The organism is Serratia sp. CY84636, assembly GCF_052166245.1.
Classification (GTDB): Bacteria; Pseudomonadota; Gammaproteobacteria; order Enterobacterales; family Enterobacteriaceae; genus Serratia; species Serratia nevei.
The window spans coordinates 64,421-81,883 of record NZ_JBJNOX010000002.1 but is presented as its reverse complement, the minus strand read 5'-3'; the positions used below and the strand labels follow the sequence as shown (position 1 = coordinate 81,883).

Sequence of the window (17,463 nt, the reverse complement as noted above, 5' to 3'; positions counted from 1 at the left end):
AATTATTTTCCTTCGCCGGCGTGAGTCACCAGCCAGCAGTTGTGGATCTGACGGTTACGGGCAAAGTCCTGCGACAGCGTCTTGGCGGTGATCTCTTTCGCCTCCAGGCCCAGCGCGCTCAGCCCTGCCATATCCATTTGGAAACCGCGCTTGTTGTTCGAGAACATGATGGTTCCGTTACGGCGCAGTAACCGTTTCAAATCTTTCATCAGCGCCAGATGATCGCGCTGCACGTCAAAAGTGTTCTCCATCCGCTTGGAGTTGGAGAACGTCGGCGGATCGATGAAGATCACGTCGAACTGTTCGTTGGCGTTGCTCAGCCACGACAGGCAGTCGGCCTGGATCAACCGATGCTGACGGCCGGTCAGGCCGTTGGCGCGCAGGTTCTTCTCCGCCCATTCCAGATAGGTACGCGACATGTCCACCGTGGTGGTGCTGCGCGCGCCGCCCAGCCCGGCGTGCACGCTGGCGGTGCCGGTATAGGCGAACAGGTTGAGGAAGTCCTTGCCGTTGCTCATCTCGCCCAGCATGCGGCGCGCGATGCGGTGATCGAGGAACAGGCCGGTATCGAGATAGTCGGTCAGGTTGACCCACAGCTTGGCGTTATACTCTTCCACCAGCAGGAATTCGCCTTTCTGCGCCAGTTTCTCGTACTGGTTCTTACCCTTCTGCCGCTCGCGGGTTTTCAGGATCAGCTGATTCGACGGCAATTCCAGCACCGCCAGCGTCGCGTTGATCACATCGAACAGGCGCTGACGCGCTTTTTGCGCATCGACGGTTTTCGGCGGCGCATACTCCTGCACCACCACCTTGCTGCCGTAGCGGTCCACCGCGACGTTGTATTCTGGCAGATCGGCATCGTACAGGCGGTAGCATTCAATGCCCTGCTGTTTCGCCCACTTGTCGAGCTTCTTCAAGTTCTTGCGCAGACGGTTGGCGAAATCTTCCGCCACCTGCACGCCGCCGGTAGTGGCGCCGGCCGGGTTCGCTGCCAGCTGATAGTTTTTCTGCACGCACTCCAGCGGGCCGTTTTTCGCCTTGAACTGGCGCTCGGCGCGCAGCTGCAGGCAGCTCAACAGCTCCGGCGAGGCGCTGAACAGCGAAAGCTGCCAGCCGCCGAAGGCGCTTTTCATCACGCGGCCCAGCATGTTGTGCAGCGCGATCAGCGCCGGTTCGCTTTCCAGACGCTCACCGTACGGCGGGTTGCTGATCACGGTGCCGTGCGGGCCTTCCGGCAGCGGATTGGTCAAGCGCGCCACGTCACCGACGTTGAAGGTGATTAGCTCGGCAACGCCGGCGCGGCGGGCGTTGCCGCGCGCCATTTCAATCACCCGGCGATCGATGTCGGAGCCGAAGAAGCGAGAGACGGTTTCCTGCAGGCCGCGGCGTGCGCGCACCTGCGCTTCGGTGGTGACTTCACGCCACAGTTCGGCGTTGTGGCCGTTCCAGGCGCTGAAGCCCCAGTGTTGGCGGTGCAGGCCCGGCGCGCGATCGGCAGCGATCATTGCCGCTTCGATCAAGAGCGTGCCGGAGCCGCACATCGGATCGAGCATCGGCGTGCCCGGCTGCCAGCCGGAACGCAGCACGATGGCGGCCGCCAGGTTTTCCTTCAGCGGCGCCTGGCCGGTGAGATCGCGGTAACCGCGCTGATGCAGGCCTTCACCGCTCAGATCGAGCGCCACGCTGGCCATATCGCGCTGCAGGAAGACGTTAACGCGAATATCCGGCTGCTGCTTGGCGACCGTCGGGCGTTGGTCAAGTTTGCGGGTGAAGCTGTCGACGATGGCGTCTTTCACCTTCAGCGCGCCATACTGGCTATTGCGGATCTCTTCGTTCACGCCGCTGAAATGCACGGCAAAGGTTTTATCCACGCCAAAAATGCTCGGCCAGTCGATCGCCTGCACCCCGAGGTACAGATCCAGATCGCTGTGCACGCGGAATTCGTTCAGCGGCAACAGAATGCGCGAAGCCAGGCGGCTCCACAGCAGGCTTTGGTACAGAAGACGATCGTCACCCTGAAAATGTACCCCACCCTGCACCACTTTGCAGTCGTGAGCGCCAAGCGCTTCCAGCTCGCTTTTTAACAGTTCTTCCAATCCACGCGCCGTGCTGGCAAACAGAGAGTTCATATCGTGCTTATCACCAAAAAGAAAATTGTTGCGCATTATAGCTAATCCGCACCGCTTGTCATAAAGTTGCTCCCTTCTATTTAATAATCGCACGGAGATAAGGGTGATCACGCTTTCCAGACTCTACGTCCATCCGGTTAAATCACTGCGCGGTCTGCAGCTTTCTTACGCCCAGGTCGGCAGCAGCGGTCTGGCCTTCGACCGCAACTTTATGATCACCGAGCCGGATGGCACCTTTATTACCGCGCGCCAATACCCGCAGATGGTGCTGTTCACGCCGGCGCTGCTGCCGGACGGGCTATTCCTGACCGCGCCGGACGGCGAAAACGCCGCCATTCGCTTCAGCGACTTCGCCGCCGCGCCGCAGCCGACCGAGGTATGGGGCAACCATTTCACCGCGCTGAGCGCGCCGGATGAGATCAACCGCTGGCTGAGCGGCTATTTCCAGCGTGACGTGCAGCTGCGCTGGCTGGGGCCGGAGTTGACCCGCCGAGTGAAAAAGCACCCCGAAATCCCGCTGACGTTTGCCGACGGCTATCCTTATCTGCTGATTAACCAGGCTTCGTTCAACGATCTGCAGCAGCGTTGCCCCGGCAGCATCAAGCTGGAGCAGTTCCGCCCCAATCTGGTGGTGAGCGGCGCAACCGCCTGGGCCGAGGACGGCTGGCAGGTGATCCGCGTCGGCGACGTCATGTTCGATCTGGTGAAACCTTGCAGCCGCTGCGTGCTCACCACCGTCAGCACCGAGCGCGGCCGCAAGCACCCGAGCGGCGAACCGCTGAGCACGCTGCAAAAATTCCGTTCCGCCGACAACGGCGACATCGATTTTGGCCAGAATATGATCGCGCGTAACAGCGGCATCATTCGCGTGGGCGATACGGTGGAAGTTCTGTCGACCAAGCCGCCGCGCCCTTATGGCGCCGGGAAAGTGGTGGAGAGCGTGCAAGCGCCGCAAGACAGCGAGCACAGCGTCACTATCGAATACGAAGGAAAGGTGTTTACCGGCAATAACCAGCAGATCTTGCTCGAGCAGTTGGAACAGCAAGGCATCCGCATACCTTACTCCTGCCGTGCCGGGATTTGCGGCAGCTGCCGCATTACGTTGCTGAGCGGTGAAGTCGCGCCCCTGAAGAAAAGCGCGCTGGGCGACAACGGCACCATCCTGTGCTGCAGCTGCATCCCGAAAAGTGATTTGACCCTGGCGTAATCCGCCTTATACCGCCCTGTCGTAAGCCGGGGCGGCGCTTTCATCCTGCGCGCAGGGTTTCAACCGATCGTGCATCACCTTGATGGCATCGCCCAATACCATGGTGCGGCCAGCGACCGTCAGCTGATTTTGCGCCAGCAGGCACAGGCTGGCGTTATCCCCGGCCTCTACCACCAGCAGGCGCGCTTCCGCGCCGCTTTCCATCACTTTCACCGCCGCCAGCTCGCCATTTTTCGGCTGCAACGGGTAATGCTGCTGCGAGAAATGCCAGCTCTTCGGCATCAGTGGTTTCAGGAAGCGGTAGGCGACCAGCGCATTCAACACCAGCTCGGCGCGCTGCTCATGGCTGAGTTTGACCTGTTTGCACTGTTCTTCATAGGTGAAATAAAGGGCGGCGTCGTCCACGCAAAAAGCGCATTCATCGAAGGCGTCCGGCGTTAACATTTTGGCCGGGAAACGTGAACGAAAGATCATACCATTAGCTAAATCCAGCATTAGCCGATCGTGTTCGGCATCAAAATACCAACGCCAATTATCGTCAGGTTTTATCTTCATTTCGTATCCTTCTCGCTGCCTATGCCAACGCCGCACTCACCCTAAAAGGCGATTTTATCACCGATAAAATAGCTTAAACATCGGATAATTCCGCGAACGATATTTATGCTAATGAACAAAATATAGACGAGCCGGGGGCAGAAATAAACCCCCGGAATAAAATGAGAGGAAAAATATTAGATATGGGTAACGATATCTTTAATCAAACGCGGGCCGTGATAGATAAATCCGGAATAAATTTGCAGCAGGCTCGCGCCGGCCTCCATTTTTTCGCGCGCCGCCGTCAGTGAATCGATGCCGCCCACGCCGATAATCGGCAGGCGCCCTTGCAGTTCGGTGGAAAGACGACGGATCACTTCGGTGCTGCGTGATTGCAACGGACGCCCACTTAACCCGCCCGCTTGTTCGCAGTAATTCAGCCCCTGGATCAATTTTCGATCCAACGTGGTATTGGTGGCGATCACGCCATCGATATTATGCCGCACCAGGCTATCGGCAATTTGGATCAATTCTTCTTCTGAAAGATCCGGCGCGATCTTTACCGCCACCGGCACATATTTGTGATGGCGCGCATGTAATTCCTGCTGCTTATTTTTAATCGCCGCCAAAAGATCGTCCAGCGCTTCGCCATACTGTAAGGATCGTAACCCCGGCGTATTCGGTGACGAGATGTTAATCGCGATATAACCGGCATACGGATAAACTTTATCCATGCAGATCAAATAATCGTCCTTGCCCTGTTCGACCGGGGTGTCTTTATTCTTGCCGATATTGATCCCAAGAATGCCGCCGAAATGGGATTTCTTAACGTTTTCAACCAGATTGTCCACGCCATGGTTATTGAACCCCATGCGGTTGATCAGGCCTTCCGCCTCAACCACGCGGAACAAGCGCGGCTTGTCGTTGCCCGGTTGCGGGCGCGGCGTCACGGTGCCGACTTCCACATGGCCGAAGCCCATCGCGCCGAACGCATCGATGCACTCGCCGTTTTTATCCAGACCGGCGGCCAATCCCAGCGGGTTTTTAAACGACAGCCCCATGCAGCTGACCGGTTTGGTCGGCACGGACTGGCGAACAAGAAACGCTAATGGGGTGCCGGTAATACGGCTGAGCTGACGAAAGGTCACTTCGTGCGCACGTTCCGGATCGAGCTGGAACAACGCTTTCCTGATGAGGGGGTAGTACATGGACTCTCCTGATTTCCCGGTTGCAAACCGGGGGCGTATTATCCGGTATCCCCCGCCCAATTGGAATTGATTAAAGGCAAAAAAAGCGGTTTTTACGCAACCGTTTTCCCGCTTCGCCGCCAAATCGGCGCCAATCCGCTTTTGCGCATATCGAAATCAAAAAATGAGATTTAAAAAACGCGCCCGATTACTGGTAGGTTTAAAACACTTCTCGTTGATTTTCTAATTAAACCTAACTTTTAGTTATAAGGAGTGGCAATGCGCGTTATATCACTGGCCGGCAGCCCACGCATCCCATCACGTTCCGCCGCACTGCTCGCGCTGAGCCAGAACTGGCTGCGGCAGCAAGGGGTGGAAGTGACGGCTTATACCCTGCACGACTTCGATGCCGAAGACCTGCTGTATGCCAACTTCAACAGCCCGGCGATCAAGGCGTTTGCCGACCAGCTGGCGCAGGCCGACGGTCTGCTGATTTCCACGCCGGTTTATAAAGCGTCGTTTTCCGGTGCGCTGAAGACCTTGCTGGATCTGCTGCCGGAACGCGCTCTGGATCATAAGGTAGTGCTGCCGCTGGCAACCGGCGGTTCGATCGGCCACATGCTGGCGGTGGACTATGCGCTCAAACCGGTGCTGGCAGCGCTGAAAGCGCAGGAAGTGCTGCACGGCGTATTCGCCGACGACAGCCAGGTCCAACTGACCGGTGAAGGCGCCACGCTCACCGACGCCGTCGCTACCCGGCTGGAAGAGGCGTTGGCCAGTTTCTATCTGGCGCTTGGCCGCCGCAAACCGCCTGCGCTGCGCGTCGCCTCGCCGCTGGCGGCGCGTCAGACCGCCTGAAAGGCCTGGAAAAGGAGAGCCTGAATGAAAGAACGCATCGCTTTACGGCGCTGGCTGAGCGCCGCTACCCTCACCGGCCTGCTGTCGCTGGCCTGGGCCAATGCCGCCGCTGCGCAGGATCCGGCGCAGTTCCGCATCGGCTACCAAAAAGGGTCGGTCAGCCTGGTGCTGGCGAAGAGCCACCGGCTGCTGGAGGAACGTTTCCCCGCCACCCGCATCAGCTGGATCGAGTTTCCCGCCGGCCCGCAGATGCTGGAAGCCCTGAACGTCGGCAGCATCGATCTGGGCAGCACCGGCGATATTCCGCCGATCTTCGCGCAGGCCGCCGGCGCTGACCTGCTGTATGTCGGCGTTGAGCCACCTAAACCCAAAGCGGAAGTGATCCTGGTGCCGGAAAACAGCCCGATCAAAACCGTCGCCGATCTGAAAGGCCATAAGGTCGCCTTCCAGAAAGGATCCAGCTCGCACAACCTGCTGCTGCGATCGCTGCAAAAGGCCGGCCTGAAATTTACCGACATCCAGCCCGCTTACCTGACGCCCGCCGATGCGCGGGCCGCCTTCCAACAGGGCAATGTCGATGCCTGGGCCATCTGGGATCCTTACTATTCCGCCGCGCTGCTGCAGGGCGGCGTGCGAGTGCTCGGCGACGGCACCGATCTGAACCAGACCGGTTCCTTCTATCTGGCGGCGCGCCCCTATGTCGAAGCCAACGGCGCCTTTATCAGCCAGGTCTTGACGGTGCTGACCCAGGCCGATGCGCTCACCCGCAGCGACCGGGCGCAAAGCGTGACCCTGCTGGCTAACGCCATGGGGCTGCCGGAACCGGTGATCGCCAGCTATCTGGATCACCGCCCGCCGACCGCCATCACACCGCTCGATGCGCGGACGATCGCCGCGCAGCAGCAAACCGCCGACCTGTTTTACGCCAACCGGCTGGTGCCGGTGAAGGTTGACATCTCGCAACGCATTTGGCGCCCAAGCGCACAATAACTCATGGGAGAAGATTAACGATGAGCCTGAACGTTTTCTGGTTTTTACCCACCCACGGCGACGGCCACTATCTTGGCAGCGCACAGGGCGCGCGCAGCGTCGATCACGGTTATTTGCAGCAGATCGCCCAGGCGGCGGATCGGCTGGGATTCGGTGGGGTACTGATCCCCACCGGCCGCTCGTGCGAAGACTCCTGGCTGGTGGCCGCCTCGCTGATCCCGGTCACCCAGCGGCTGAAGTTTTTGGTCGCGCTGCGGCCGGGCATCATCTCCCCTACGCTGGCGGCGCGCCAGGCGGCGACGCTGGATCGCCTGTCCAATGGGCGTGCGCTGTTCAATCTGGTCACCGGCGGCGATCCGGAAGAGCTGGCGGCCGAGGGGCTGCACCTGAGCCATGAAGAGCGCTACGAAGCCTCAACCGAGTTCACCCATATCTGGCGCCGGGTGCTGGAAGGCGAAACCGTCGATTTCGACGGCAAGCATATTCAGGTGAAAGGCGCCAAACTGCTGTTCCCGCCGGTGCAGCAGCCGCGCCCGCCGCTCTATTTCGGCGGATCCTCCGCCGCCGCGCAGGATCTGGCCGCCGAACAGGTAGAACTGTATCTCACCTGGGGAGAGCCGCCGGCGCAGGTTAAAGAGAAGATCGAAGAGGTGCGCGCCAAAGCAGCGGCGAAAGGCCGCCAGGTACGCTTCGGTATCCGCCTGCATGTCATCGTGCGTGAAACCACCGAAGAGGCCTGGCGCGCCGCCGACCGGCTGATCGCGCACCTCGATGAGGAAACCATCGCTAACGCGCAGCAGGCCTTTGCGCGTTTCGACTCCGTCGGCCAACGGCGCATGGCGGCGCTACACGGCGGCAAAAAGGATAACCTGGAGATCAGCCCGAACCTGTGGGCCGGCATCGGCCTGGTGCGCGGCGGCGCCGGCACCGCGCTGGTGGGCGACGGCCCGACGGTCGCGGCGCGCATGCAGGAATATGCCGATCTGGGCATCGACACCTTTATTCTCTCCGGCTATCCGCATCTGGAAGAGGCCTACCGCGTCGGCGAACTGCTGTTCCCGCACCTCGATCTGGCGCAGGAGGAAACGCCCGCGCGCCTTCAGCCGGTGCGCCCGCAGGGCGAAGTGGTGGCCAACATCTATGTTCCGCAAAAAGTGTCGCAGAGCTGAGGAGTGCCCCGATGGCAAAGAACGCGCAACGCATCCTATATCGGCTGGCCCCCTGGGCGCTGCCGCTGGCGCTGGTGATCCTCTGGCAGATCGCTGTCGAAACCGGCTGGCTGTCCAACCGCATTTTACCGGCGCCGAGCGCAGTGCTGGCCGCCTTCTGGAGCCTGAGCCAAAGCGGCGAACTGTGGCAGCATCTGAGCATCAGCAGCCAGCGCGCGTTGATCGGCTTTGCCATCGGCGGCAGCATCGGGCTTACCCTCGGCTTTATTACCGGGCTGTCGCGCTGGGGCGAACGCCTGCTGGACAGCTCGGTGCAAATGATCCGCAACGTGCCGCACCTGGCGCTGATCCCGTTGGTGATCCTGTGGTTCGGCATCGATGAATCCGCCAAGATCTTTCTGGTGGCGCTCGGTACGCTGTTCCCGATTTATCTCAATACCTACCACGGCATCAAAAACATCGATCGCGGCCTGTTGGAGATGGCCCGCAGCTACGGCCTGAGCGGTTTCCGCCTGTTTACACAGGTGGTGCTGCCGGGCGCGCTGCCGTCGATTATGGTCGGCGTGCGTTTCGCTCTTGGCTTCATGTGGCTGACGCTGATCGTCGCCGAAACCATCTCGGCCAATTCGGGCATCGGCTATCTGGCGATGAACGCGCGTGAATTTCTGCAAACCGATGTGGTAGTGGTGGCCATCGTGCTGTACGCCCTGCTCGGCAAGCTGGCGGACGTGGGCGCGCAGCTGCTGGAGCGCGTCTGGTTGCGCTGGCATCCGGCCTATCAACTGAAACAGGGAGAAGCACTATGACCCTTCCCGCTCGCCTTGCGCAAGGCACGCCGGTGACGCTGGAGTCCATCGGCAAAGGTTACGGCAACCGCACGGTGCTGGACAATATTCAGCTGCACATCTCCGCCGGGCAGTTCGTGGCGGTGGTCGGTCGCAGCGGCTGCGGCAAAAGCACCCTGCTGCGCCTGCTGGCCGGCCTGGAACAGGCCAGCAGCGGCGTGCTGCTCAGCGGCAACGCGCCGCTTGCCGCCGTTAAAGAGGATACCCGGCTGATGTTTCAGGATGCGCGCCTGCTGCCGTGGAAAACGGTGATCGACAACGTGGGGCTGGGGCTGCGCGGCCAGTGGCGCGATGCGGCGCTGCAGGCGCTGGACGCGGTCGGCTTGGCGGATCGCGCCCGCGACTGGCCGGCGGCGCTGTCCGGCGGGCAAAAGCAACGGGTCGCCCTGGCGCGCGCGCTGATCCACCGCCCTCGCCTGCTGCTGTTGGACGAACCGCTCGGGGCGCTGGATGCCCTGACGCGCATCGAGATGCAGGGGCTGATAGAAACGCTGTGGCAACAGCACGGTTTTACCGTGCTGTTGGTCACGCATGACGTCAGTGAAGCCATCGCGCTGGCGGATCGGGTGATCCTGATCGAAGAGGGGCGCATCGGGCTGGATCTCTCCCTCGATCTGCCGCGGCCGCGCCGCAAAGGCTCGGCCCGGCTGGCGGAACTGGAAGCCGAAGTGCTGGAACGGGTATTATCGCCGCCGGCTACCGGGGCCAGCCCGCGCCAGGCGGCGAATTGAACGGATAAAAAAGGGACGGCAAAAGCCGTCCCTTGATCTATTCAGCGTGAAAAATCAGGCGTCGAGCGCCTTGCTGATCTTCTCGTACAGATCGCCGGACAGGTTTTCCAACCCTTTCAACTGTTCCAGCGCCTTGCGCATCAGCGCCTGGCGGCCCGCGTCGTAACGCTTCAGGCGAATCAGCGGTTCAATCAGGCGCGCGGCGATCTGTGGGTTACGCTGGTTGAGATCGCTGAGGATCTCCGCCAGGAACTGATAGCCGCTGCCGTCCGCCGCATGGAACGCCGCCGGGTTACCGGAAGCGAAGCCGCCGATCAACGAGCGGGTGCGGTTCGGGTTGCTCAGGCTGAACGAGCGGTGTTGCAACAGCGCACGCACCTTGCTCAGCACGTCTGCCGCCGGGCTGCTGCCCTGCAGCACGAACCATTTGTCCATCACCAGGCCATCCTGATGCCAGCGCTCGTCGAACGCCGCCAGCAGCGCATCGCGGCACGGCAGCTGGGCCGCGACCGCGGCGGACAGCGCCGCCAACGAATCGGTCATGTTATCCGCCTGGCGATACTGTTCGCTCACCAGCTGATCCGCCAGCGCCACATCTTCGCCGAACGCCAGGTAGCCCAGGCAAACATTGCGCAAGGCGCGCTTGGCGATCTCGGCGTGCTCCACGCGGTAGCCGTCGGTCTTGTTGGCGTGATACACCGCCAGCCACTCATCGGCCAACTCACGCGCCAGGCAGCGTACTATCGCTTCGTGCACCGCAGCGATCGCTTCCGGATCGATGGTGGCGAACAGCTCGGCGATTTCGTTCTCCGACGGCAGCGTCAGGATCTGCGCCGCCAGCGCCGGATCCAGTTTTTCGTCCAGCAGCACCGCGCGGAACGCATCGGCCACGTGCAGCGGCAGCGACAACGGCTGCTTCTGCTGGTGCCGCGCCACGTTCAGCTTGATATAGGTCGCCAGCAGGCTCTGCGCCGCATCCCAGCGCGCAAATTCATTGCGCGCGTGCTGCATCAGGAAGGTCAACTGCTGGTCGCTGTACGGATAGTCCAGCTTCACCGGCGCGGAGAATTCGCGAAGCAGCGACGGCACCGGCTTGTGCGCCACGCCGTCGAACACGAAGGTCTGCTCCGCTTCGGTGACGTTCAGCACGTTGTTGACCGGCAGACCGCCCTTTTGCAGTGGAATGACGTTGCCTTCGCTGTCGTACAGTTCGATATCCAGCGGGATATGCAGCGGCAACTTCTCCGGCTGATCGGCGGTTGGCGCGGTTTTCTGGTTGACATGCAGGCGATACTGCTGAGTTTCCGCGTCGTATTCGTCGCGTACCGTCAACAGCGGCGTGCCGGACTGGCTATACCAACGGCGGAAGCGCGAGAGATCGACGTTGGACGCATCCTCCATCGCCTGCACGAAATCGTCGCAGGTGGCGGCGCTGCCGTCGTGGCGTTCGAAATAGAGCTGCATCCCTTTCTGGAAGTTCTCTTCCCCCAGCAAGGTGTGCATCATGCGGATCACTTCGGAACCCTTTTCATACACCGTCAGGGTGTAGAAGTTGTTCATCTCGATCACTTTGTCCGGGCGGATGGCGTGCGCCATCGGGCTGGCGTCTTCGGCGAACTGCGCGCCGCGCATCACGCGCACGTTATCGATGCGGTTGACCGAGCGCGATCCCAGATCGGAACTGAACTCCTGATCGCGGAACACCGTCAGCCCCTCTTTCAGGCTGAGCTGGAACCAGTCGCGGCAGGTCACGCGGTTACCGGTCCAGTTGTGGAAGTATTCGTGGCCGATCACCGCTTCGATGTTCAGGTAGTCCTTGTCGGTGGCGGTTTCCGCCTTCGCCAGCACATATTTGGAGTTAAAGATATTTAACCCTTTGTTCTCCATCGCGCCCATATTGAAGAAATCGACCGCCACAATCATATAAATGTCGAGATCGTATTCCAGGCCGAAGCGGGTCTCGTCCCACTTCATCGAGTTCTTCAGCGACGTCATCGCCCAGTCGGCGCGATCCAGGTTGCCGCGATCGACGAACAGCTCCAGCGCGACCTTACGGCCGGAGCGGGTGGTGAAGCTGTCGCGCAGCACGTCGAAGTCCCCCGCTACCAGCGCGAACAGGTAGCAAGGTTTCGGGAATGGATCCTGCCATTGCACCCAGTGGCGGCCATCGGCCAATTCGCCCTGGCCGATGCGGTTGCCGTTCGACAGCAGGAACGGATAGCGCGCCTTGTCGGCCACGATGCGGGTAGTAAAGCGTGCCAGCACATCCGGGCGGTCCTGATAATAGGTAATGTGGTGGAAGCCTTCGGCTTCGCATTGCGTGCACAGCGCATCGCCGGACAGGTACAGCCCTTCCAGGGCGGTGTTTTTCGCCGGGTGAATGTCGTTGACGATGGTAAGAGTGAATTGTGCCGGCAACTCTTCGATGATCAGCTGGTTATCCTGCTGACGATAGGCGCTCCACGGTTGACCGTCGACCTGAATGCTCACCAGCGTCAGATCTTCGCCATCCAGCACCAGCGGGGCGCCGGCCGTGCCCTGACGTTTGATTTTACTGACGGCGGTCACGCGCGTGGTTTCCGCGTCCAGACTGAAGTCCAAATCGATATCGGTCGTGGTGTAATCAGGCGCGCGATAATCGTGGCGATATTTTGCCTGTGGCTGTTGTGTCATAAAAACCCTTAAACGTCTCAGTGAGTTATAGGTGCAGGCCGCTCTTCTCCTCCGCGCCGCAGCTGGTGTGTTCCCCTGCGGCGCACGGCGGACCTGATTGTGAATAAACTGTATCACAGCTGGCCGAAAAGCCCAGAGCCGCCGGGCGACCACGAGAGAGAAATCAGAGGCAAATCATAAATCGCCCGCCAGACGACAGCGCGGGTGACCAATGGCTAAATAGAAATCAGCATTTAATGCTAAAAAACTGCCGTCCGGGCTCGCCGGCATAGTTGAGGCGGCACAGGCGGCATAGTGATATAATTGCCGAATCAGGCCCAGGGATGACTCGCACTATGAAAATCAAATACGCAATCTATTTTTTTACCCTGTGCCTGATGACCTCCTTCTCGCTTTTCATCGTCGAGGAGCTGCTCGAAGCCCATACCGACTACCGCGATAACCAGCTCAACCTGTATAAGATCGATCGCGCCAAAGAAATCTCCGAGGCCTTCCAGGCTTCGCTGCAGGCTCACCGCCTCAAACGATTGAGCCTGATCGATCCGCAAATCACCCGCGCGCAATGTTTGGCCGCCGATCGGGTGGCGCGTGAGAAAATTACCCGGATCCGCGAGCATCTGAACGATCCGGTCGCCAGGCAGCTCGGGGTGCGGCAAAAAATCGCCGCGCTGTCGATGATCGGCCTGATGGAACAGCTGTTGGATAACGACAACCTGCAGCTTTCGCAGGTCAACAACGCCAATGCCAATCTGTTCAACATCAACAGCGCCTATTACATCTCGCAAACCAGCAAGAGCTATTACCGCTACACCTACGATACCCGGATGGTGGATACCGATTCCTTTATGTTTCTCGAGGCCATTCGCCTCAACAACCGGCTGAATATGTCACTGACGGAGTTAAGCGATCAGATTATCGACGTCAACGTCAACCCGCTCGATCGCAAAGACGCCTACCTGAAGTCCATTCAGTTGACCGGCGTGCTGAACGCGCTGAGCACCCGATTGATCTTCATGAAGATCAACTACGACGACGTGCAAACCACCGAGCTCGTCAATCAGTTGCTCACCCTGGTGTCGGCCGAACGACTCAAGCAGATCACCGATGGGTTATACACCGCCATCAATACTCAAAAACCCTATCCCGCAGCGCTTATTTCGCGCTATGTCGACGAGCTGAGCGGGCTTTCGCAGGCGCTGTATCAACGCAGCTTCGAGCTGGAAACCGTCGCTTCGCGTCACAAAATTTACGATAGCCAGACCACCATTTACGGCATGATCGCGCTCGCCGGCCTGGTGGTGTTGCTGTTCATTTTGCCGGCGCTGGTGTTCTGCACCAACATCAACCGTTGGCTGACCAAGACCCACAACAATATCGTTCGGTTGTCGCGCGGCGAGATGAATATCGATCGCAATGATGCCTTCTACAGCCAGGAACTGATCGCCATCAGCGACGCCATTCAGCAGCTCAGGCAATACCAGCTGGACAAGGTCTCGCTGGAAAGTGAGAAGCAACTGTTGATTAAAGAGCTCGAGGCCTCTTCCTTCCTCGATCCGCTCACCAATATTTATAACCGCCGTAAATTCTTCCTTGAATGTCAGCTGCTGGGTGACAGCAGCTATCCACAGGCCTTTTGCCTGATCGATATCGACAACTTCAAACAGCTCAACGACAGCTATGGCCACGACGTAGGTGACCAGGCGCTGGTGGCATTCGGCCACCTGCTGCAACGCGCGTTCCGCGCCAGCGACATTTTCTGCCGCTACGGCGGCGAAGAGTTCGCGGTGCTGCTGGGCAACTGTTCGTTGGACAACGCGCGGGACATCATGGAGCAATTGCGCACCCGTACTCATCGCCTGACGCTAAATCTGACCGACGGACGGCAAGTGCGTTTCACCACCAGCTGCGGCATTGCGCCGGTCAACGCGTTCACCGCGCTGCAGGCGGCGATCAAACAGGCGGACGAAGCGCTCTATTTTTGCAAAAAGAACGGCAAGGATCGGGTCAGCGTACACACTCAGATCGGGTTTATCTGATTCGCTGTTTAAAATAATTAACATTATAATTTTTATGACTAATTAGGCTAAGTCATTCACCTTACAGGCATATCTGGCTTTTTTTCTTCCCCGCCGCCGCCAGGCCGCCATAAAGGCACGTTTAATCCTCGACCCGCTTTGGTGATTTATGGTGTGATGCACCTTCAATAACAGGATAATCCGGGTATACTCCACCCCCACTTTTATGATTATCCGGATTTGGACACGCGCCTGACGAGGATGCTGTAACGCGCTATGACTCAATACGCTTCCCCGATTTTGACATCACTGCTTGATACCGATGCTTATAAGCTTCATATGCAGCAAGCAGTGTTCCATCGCTATCCCGCGATCAGCGTGGCGGCGGAATTCCGCTGCCGCGGAGACGAACTGCTGGGCGAATATGCCGACGAGATCCGCGCGCAGGTGGCGCTGATGAGCCGGCTGGCGCTGACCGACGCCGAGTTCGCTTATCTCTCGGGCCTGCCCTTCTTCCGTCAGGATTATCTGAACTGGCTGCGGACGTTCCGCTACGATCCGCAGCAGGTGATCGTCGAGAACCGCGACGGCAAGCTGCACATCCGCATCGCCGGGCCGTGGCGCGAAGTGATCATGTGGGAAGTGCCGCTGCTGGCGGTGATCAGCGAAGTAGTACATCGCCGCCGCTCTGCGCAGGTGACGCCGGAACAGGCGGTGGCACATCTGCAGACCAAGCTGGCACAGTTCAAGACGCTGGCGGGCGATCTGGACCTTTCGCGCTTCAAGCTGATGGACTTCGGCACCCGTCGCCGTTTCTCTCAGGGCGTTCAGCAGGCCATCGTCAGCACCTTGCAGGCCGAATTCCCGTACCTGTCGGGCACCAGCAATTACGATCTGGCTCACCAGCTCGGCCTGGCGCCAGTCGGCACGCAGGCGCATGAATGGTTCCAGGCGCACCAGCAGATAAGCCCGGTGCTGGCCAACAGCCAGCGCGCCGCATTGCAAGCCTGGCTGGATGAATACCCGGACCAGCTTGGCATCGCGCTTACCGACTGCATCACCATGGATGCCTTCCTGCGCGACTTCGGCCCTCAGTTCGCCGAGCGTTATCAGGGGCTGCGCCACGATTCGGGCGATCCCGTCGAGTGGGGTGAAAAGGCCATTGCCCACTACGAGAAACTGGGCATCGACCCGATGAGCAAAACGCTGGTGTTCTCGGACAACCTGGATCTGGACAAAGCGCTGGCGCTCTACCGCCACTTCTATCAACGCATCAACCTCGGATTCGGCATCGGCACGCGCCTGACCTGCGATATTCCCGGCGTCAAGCCGCTGAATATCGTGATCAAACTGGTCGAGTGCAAAGGCAAACCGGTGGCCAAGCTCTCCGACAGCCCCGGCAAAACCATTTGTCAGGATCAGGCGTTCGTCAGGGCCCTGCGCAAAGCCTTCGATCTGCCGCTGGTGAAGAAAGCCAGCTGATCCTTCTTTATATAGAGAGAAAGCCGGCCCGGTTCACGCGCCGGCTTTTTTGTTTTTATCCCGAACGCCCTCTTTTCGGCCAGCCGCGATAAATGTTGCGCCAATCCGATGATTTCTGCTTGTGCTCTGCACCGCGGCAAGTAACATAGCCATTACCCCCATATTCTTGGGTTGTAAGCTATTTCTAAACCAAATTATTAAAGAGAGAAATCTATGAGCGTAGTGCCTGTAGTCGACGTACTGCAAGGTCGTGCTGCGGTTGACAGTGAAGTCACCGTACGCGGCTGGGTACGTACCCGGAGAGATTCAAAAGCTGGTATCTCCTTCCTGGCCGTCTATGACGGTTCCTGCTTTGATCCGTTACAGGCCGTCGTTAATAATTCTCTGCCGAATTATCAGGATGAAGTACTGCACCTGACCACCGGTTGCTCGGTTGAAGTGACCGGTAAGGTCGTTGCCTCACCGGGCGAAGGCCAGAGCTTCGAACTGCAGGCCACCGCGATCAAAGTGGTCGGCTGGGTCGACGATCCGGACACTTACCCAATGGCGGCCAAACGCCACAGCATCGAATACCTGCGCGAAGTGGCCCACCTGCGCCCGCGCACCAACCTGATTGGCGCCGTGGCGCGCGTGCGTCATACCCTGGCGCAGGCAATCCACCGCTTCTTCCATGAAAACGGCTATTTCTGGGTATCTACCCCGCTGATCACCGCCTCCGATACCGAAGGCGCCGGCGAGATGTTCCGCGTGTCCACGCTGGATCTGGAAAACCTGCCGCGCACCGACAAGGGCACCGTCGACTTCAGCGAAGACTTCTTCGGTAAAGAAGCCTTCCTTACCGTTTCCGGCCAGCTGAACGGCGAAACCTACGCCTGTGCGCTGTCCAAGGTTTACACCTTCGGCCCCACCTTCCGCGCCGAAAACTCCAACACCAGCCGCCACCTGGCGGAATTCTGGATGATCGAGCCGGAAGTGGCCTTCGCGACGCTGGACGACGTTGCCGGCCTGGCCGAAAGCATGTTGAAGTATGTGTTCCAGGCGGTGCTGGATGAACGTGCCGATGACCTGAAATTCTTCGCCGAGCGCGTGGATAAAGACGCAATCTCTCGTCTGGAGCGTTTCGTTTCTTCCGATTTCGCCCAGGTGGACTACACCGACGCCATCGAGATCCTTCTGGCCTCGGGCCAAACCTTCGAAAACCCGGTTTCCTGGGGCATCGATCTCTCTTCCGAGCATGAACGTTACCTGGCTGAGAAACACTTCCAGGCGCCGGTGGTGGTGAAAAACTACCCGAAAGACATCAAAGCGTTCTATATGCGCATGAACGAAGACGGCAAAACCGTCGCGGCCATGGACGTTCTGGCACCGGGTATCGGCGAAATCATCGGCGGCTCGCAGCGTGAAGAACGCCTCGACGTGCTCGACCAGCGTCTGGAAGAGATGGGGCTGAATAAAGAAGACTACTGGTGGTATCGCGATCTGCGCCGCTACGGCACCGTGCCGCACTCCGGTTTCGGCCTGGGCTTTGAACGTTTAATCGCCTATGTCACCGGCGTGCAAAACGTGCGCGATGTGATTCCATTCCCGCGCACGCCACGTAACGCAAGCTTCTAATTTATACGATCAAACGTTTTTTAAACGAT

Annotated in this window: 13 protein-coding genes; 9 read left to right on the top strand and 4 right to left on the bottom strand. The window is 59.4% G+C overall.

The window, feature by feature from the left end; genetic code table 11:
* Nucleotides 1-2: 2 nt before the first annotated feature.
* Complete coding sequence (gene rlmKL, locus ACJ8QI_RS04740) at nt 3-2,129, bottom strand: bifunctional 23S rRNA (guanine(2069)-N(7))-methyltransferase RlmK/23S rRNA (guanine(2445)-N(2))-methyltransferase RlmL (RefSeq protein ID WP_159317869.1); 2,127 nt, start codon at nt 2,127-2,129, stop codon at nt 3-5.
* A 103-nt stretch (nt 2,130-2,232) separates the two neighbouring features.
* Between rlmKL and ACJ8QI_RS04735 the strand changes: the two genes are divergently transcribed.
* A complete protein-coding gene (locus tag ACJ8QI_RS04735) occupies nt 2,233-3,336 on the top strand; it encodes a YcbX family protein (protein ID WP_442532146.1) in 1,104 nt (367 codons plus the stop codon).
* A 6-nt stretch (nt 3,337-3,342) separates the two neighbouring features.
* Here ACJ8QI_RS04735 and ACJ8QI_RS04730 read toward each other — a convergent pair whose 3' ends face one another.
* Nucleotides 3,343-3,891, bottom strand: coding sequence for a cell division protein ZapC (locus tag ACJ8QI_RS04730; protein WP_004928171.1), 549 nt, complete (start codon nt 3,889-3,891; stop codon nt 3,343-3,345).
* Nucleotides 3,892-4,067: 176 nt separating this feature from the next.
* Complete coding sequence (gene pyrD / locus ACJ8QI_RS04725; RefSeq protein WP_019454516.1) at nt 4,068-5,078, bottom strand: quinone-dependent dihydroorotate dehydrogenase; 1,011 nt, start codon at nt 5,076-5,078, stop codon at nt 4,068-4,070.
* Between the two features lie 258 nt (nt 5,079-5,336).
* On the opposite strand from pyrD, the gene ssuE reads away from it, so the two are divergent.
* Genes ssuE through ssuB form a run of 5 tightly spaced genes read left to right on the top strand, consistent with a single transcriptional unit; the run spans nt 5,337 to nt 9,650 of the window.
* Nucleotides 5,337-5,915 carry an NADPH-dependent FMN reductase gene (gene ssuE / locus ACJ8QI_RS04720; RefSeq protein WP_060440267.1) on the top strand — a complete coding sequence of 193 codons (579 nt, stop codon included), beginning with the start codon at nt 5,337-5,339 and terminating at the stop codon, nt 5,913-5,915.
* Between the two features lie 24 nt (nt 5,916-5,939).
* The gene (locus tag ACJ8QI_RS04715; protein ID WP_442532145.1) at nt 5,940-6,905 is read left to right on the top strand and encodes a sulfonate ABC transporter substrate-binding protein; all 966 of its coding nucleotides are present in this window, start codon (nt 5,940-5,942) and stop codon (nt 6,903-6,905) included.
* Nucleotides 6,906-6,925: 20 nt separating this feature from the next.
* On the top strand, nt 6,926-8,074 hold the full coding sequence (gene ssuD, locus ACJ8QI_RS04710) for an FMNH2-dependent alkanesulfonate monooxygenase (protein ID WP_060440269.1): 1,149 nt from the start codon (nt 6,926-6,928) through the stop codon (nt 8,072-8,074).
* Nucleotides 8,075-8,085: 11 nt separating this feature from the next.
* Nucleotides 8,086-8,880, top strand: coding sequence for an aliphatic sulfonate ABC transporter permease SsuC (ssuC, locus tag ACJ8QI_RS04705; RefSeq protein WP_060440270.1), 795 nt, complete (start codon nt 8,086-8,088; stop codon nt 8,878-8,880).
* Nucleotides 8,877-9,650 carry an aliphatic sulfonates ABC transporter ATP-binding protein gene (gene ssuB, locus ACJ8QI_RS04700; RefSeq protein WP_038874242.1) on the top strand — a complete coding sequence of 258 codons (774 nt, stop codon included), beginning with the start codon at nt 8,877-8,879 and terminating at the stop codon, nt 9,648-9,650. The genes ssuC and ssuB overlap by 4 nt, the downstream gene beginning before the upstream one ends.
* A 54-nt stretch (nt 9,651-9,704) precedes the next feature.
* On the opposite strand, the gene pepN is transcribed toward ssuB, so the two are convergent.
* On the bottom strand, nt 9,705-12,323 hold the full coding sequence (gene pepN, locus ACJ8QI_RS04695; protein ID WP_442532144.1) for an aminopeptidase N: 2,619 nt from the start codon (nt 12,321-12,323) through the stop codon (nt 9,705-9,707).
* A gap of 335 nt (nt 12,324-12,658) precedes the next feature.
* Between pepN and ACJ8QI_RS04690 the strand changes: the two genes are divergently transcribed.
* The 3 genes from ACJ8QI_RS04690 to asnS all read left to right on the top strand — a co-directional run bounded on the left by ACJ8QI_RS04690 (nt 12,659) and on the right by asnS (nt 17,434).
* Nucleotides 12,659-14,359, top strand: a complete 1,701-nt coding sequence (locus ACJ8QI_RS04690) for a GGDEF domain-containing protein (RefSeq protein WP_442532143.1) — start codon at nt 12,659-12,661, stop codon at nt 14,357-14,359.
* Nucleotides 14,360-14,614: 255 nt separating this feature from the next.
* Nucleotides 14,615-15,820: a nicotinate phosphoribosyltransferase gene (pncB, locus tag ACJ8QI_RS04685; RefSeq protein ID WP_060440274.1), complete on the top strand. Its 1,206-nt coding sequence runs from the start codon at nt 14,615-14,617 to the stop codon at nt 15,818-15,820.
* A gap of 213 nt (nt 15,821-16,033) precedes the next feature.
* Nucleotides 16,034-17,434, top strand: a complete 1,401-nt coding sequence (asnS, locus tag ACJ8QI_RS04680; protein WP_038874233.1) for an asparagine--tRNA ligase — start codon at nt 16,034-16,036, stop codon at nt 17,432-17,434.
* Nucleotides 17,435-17,463 lie beyond the last annotated feature (29 nt).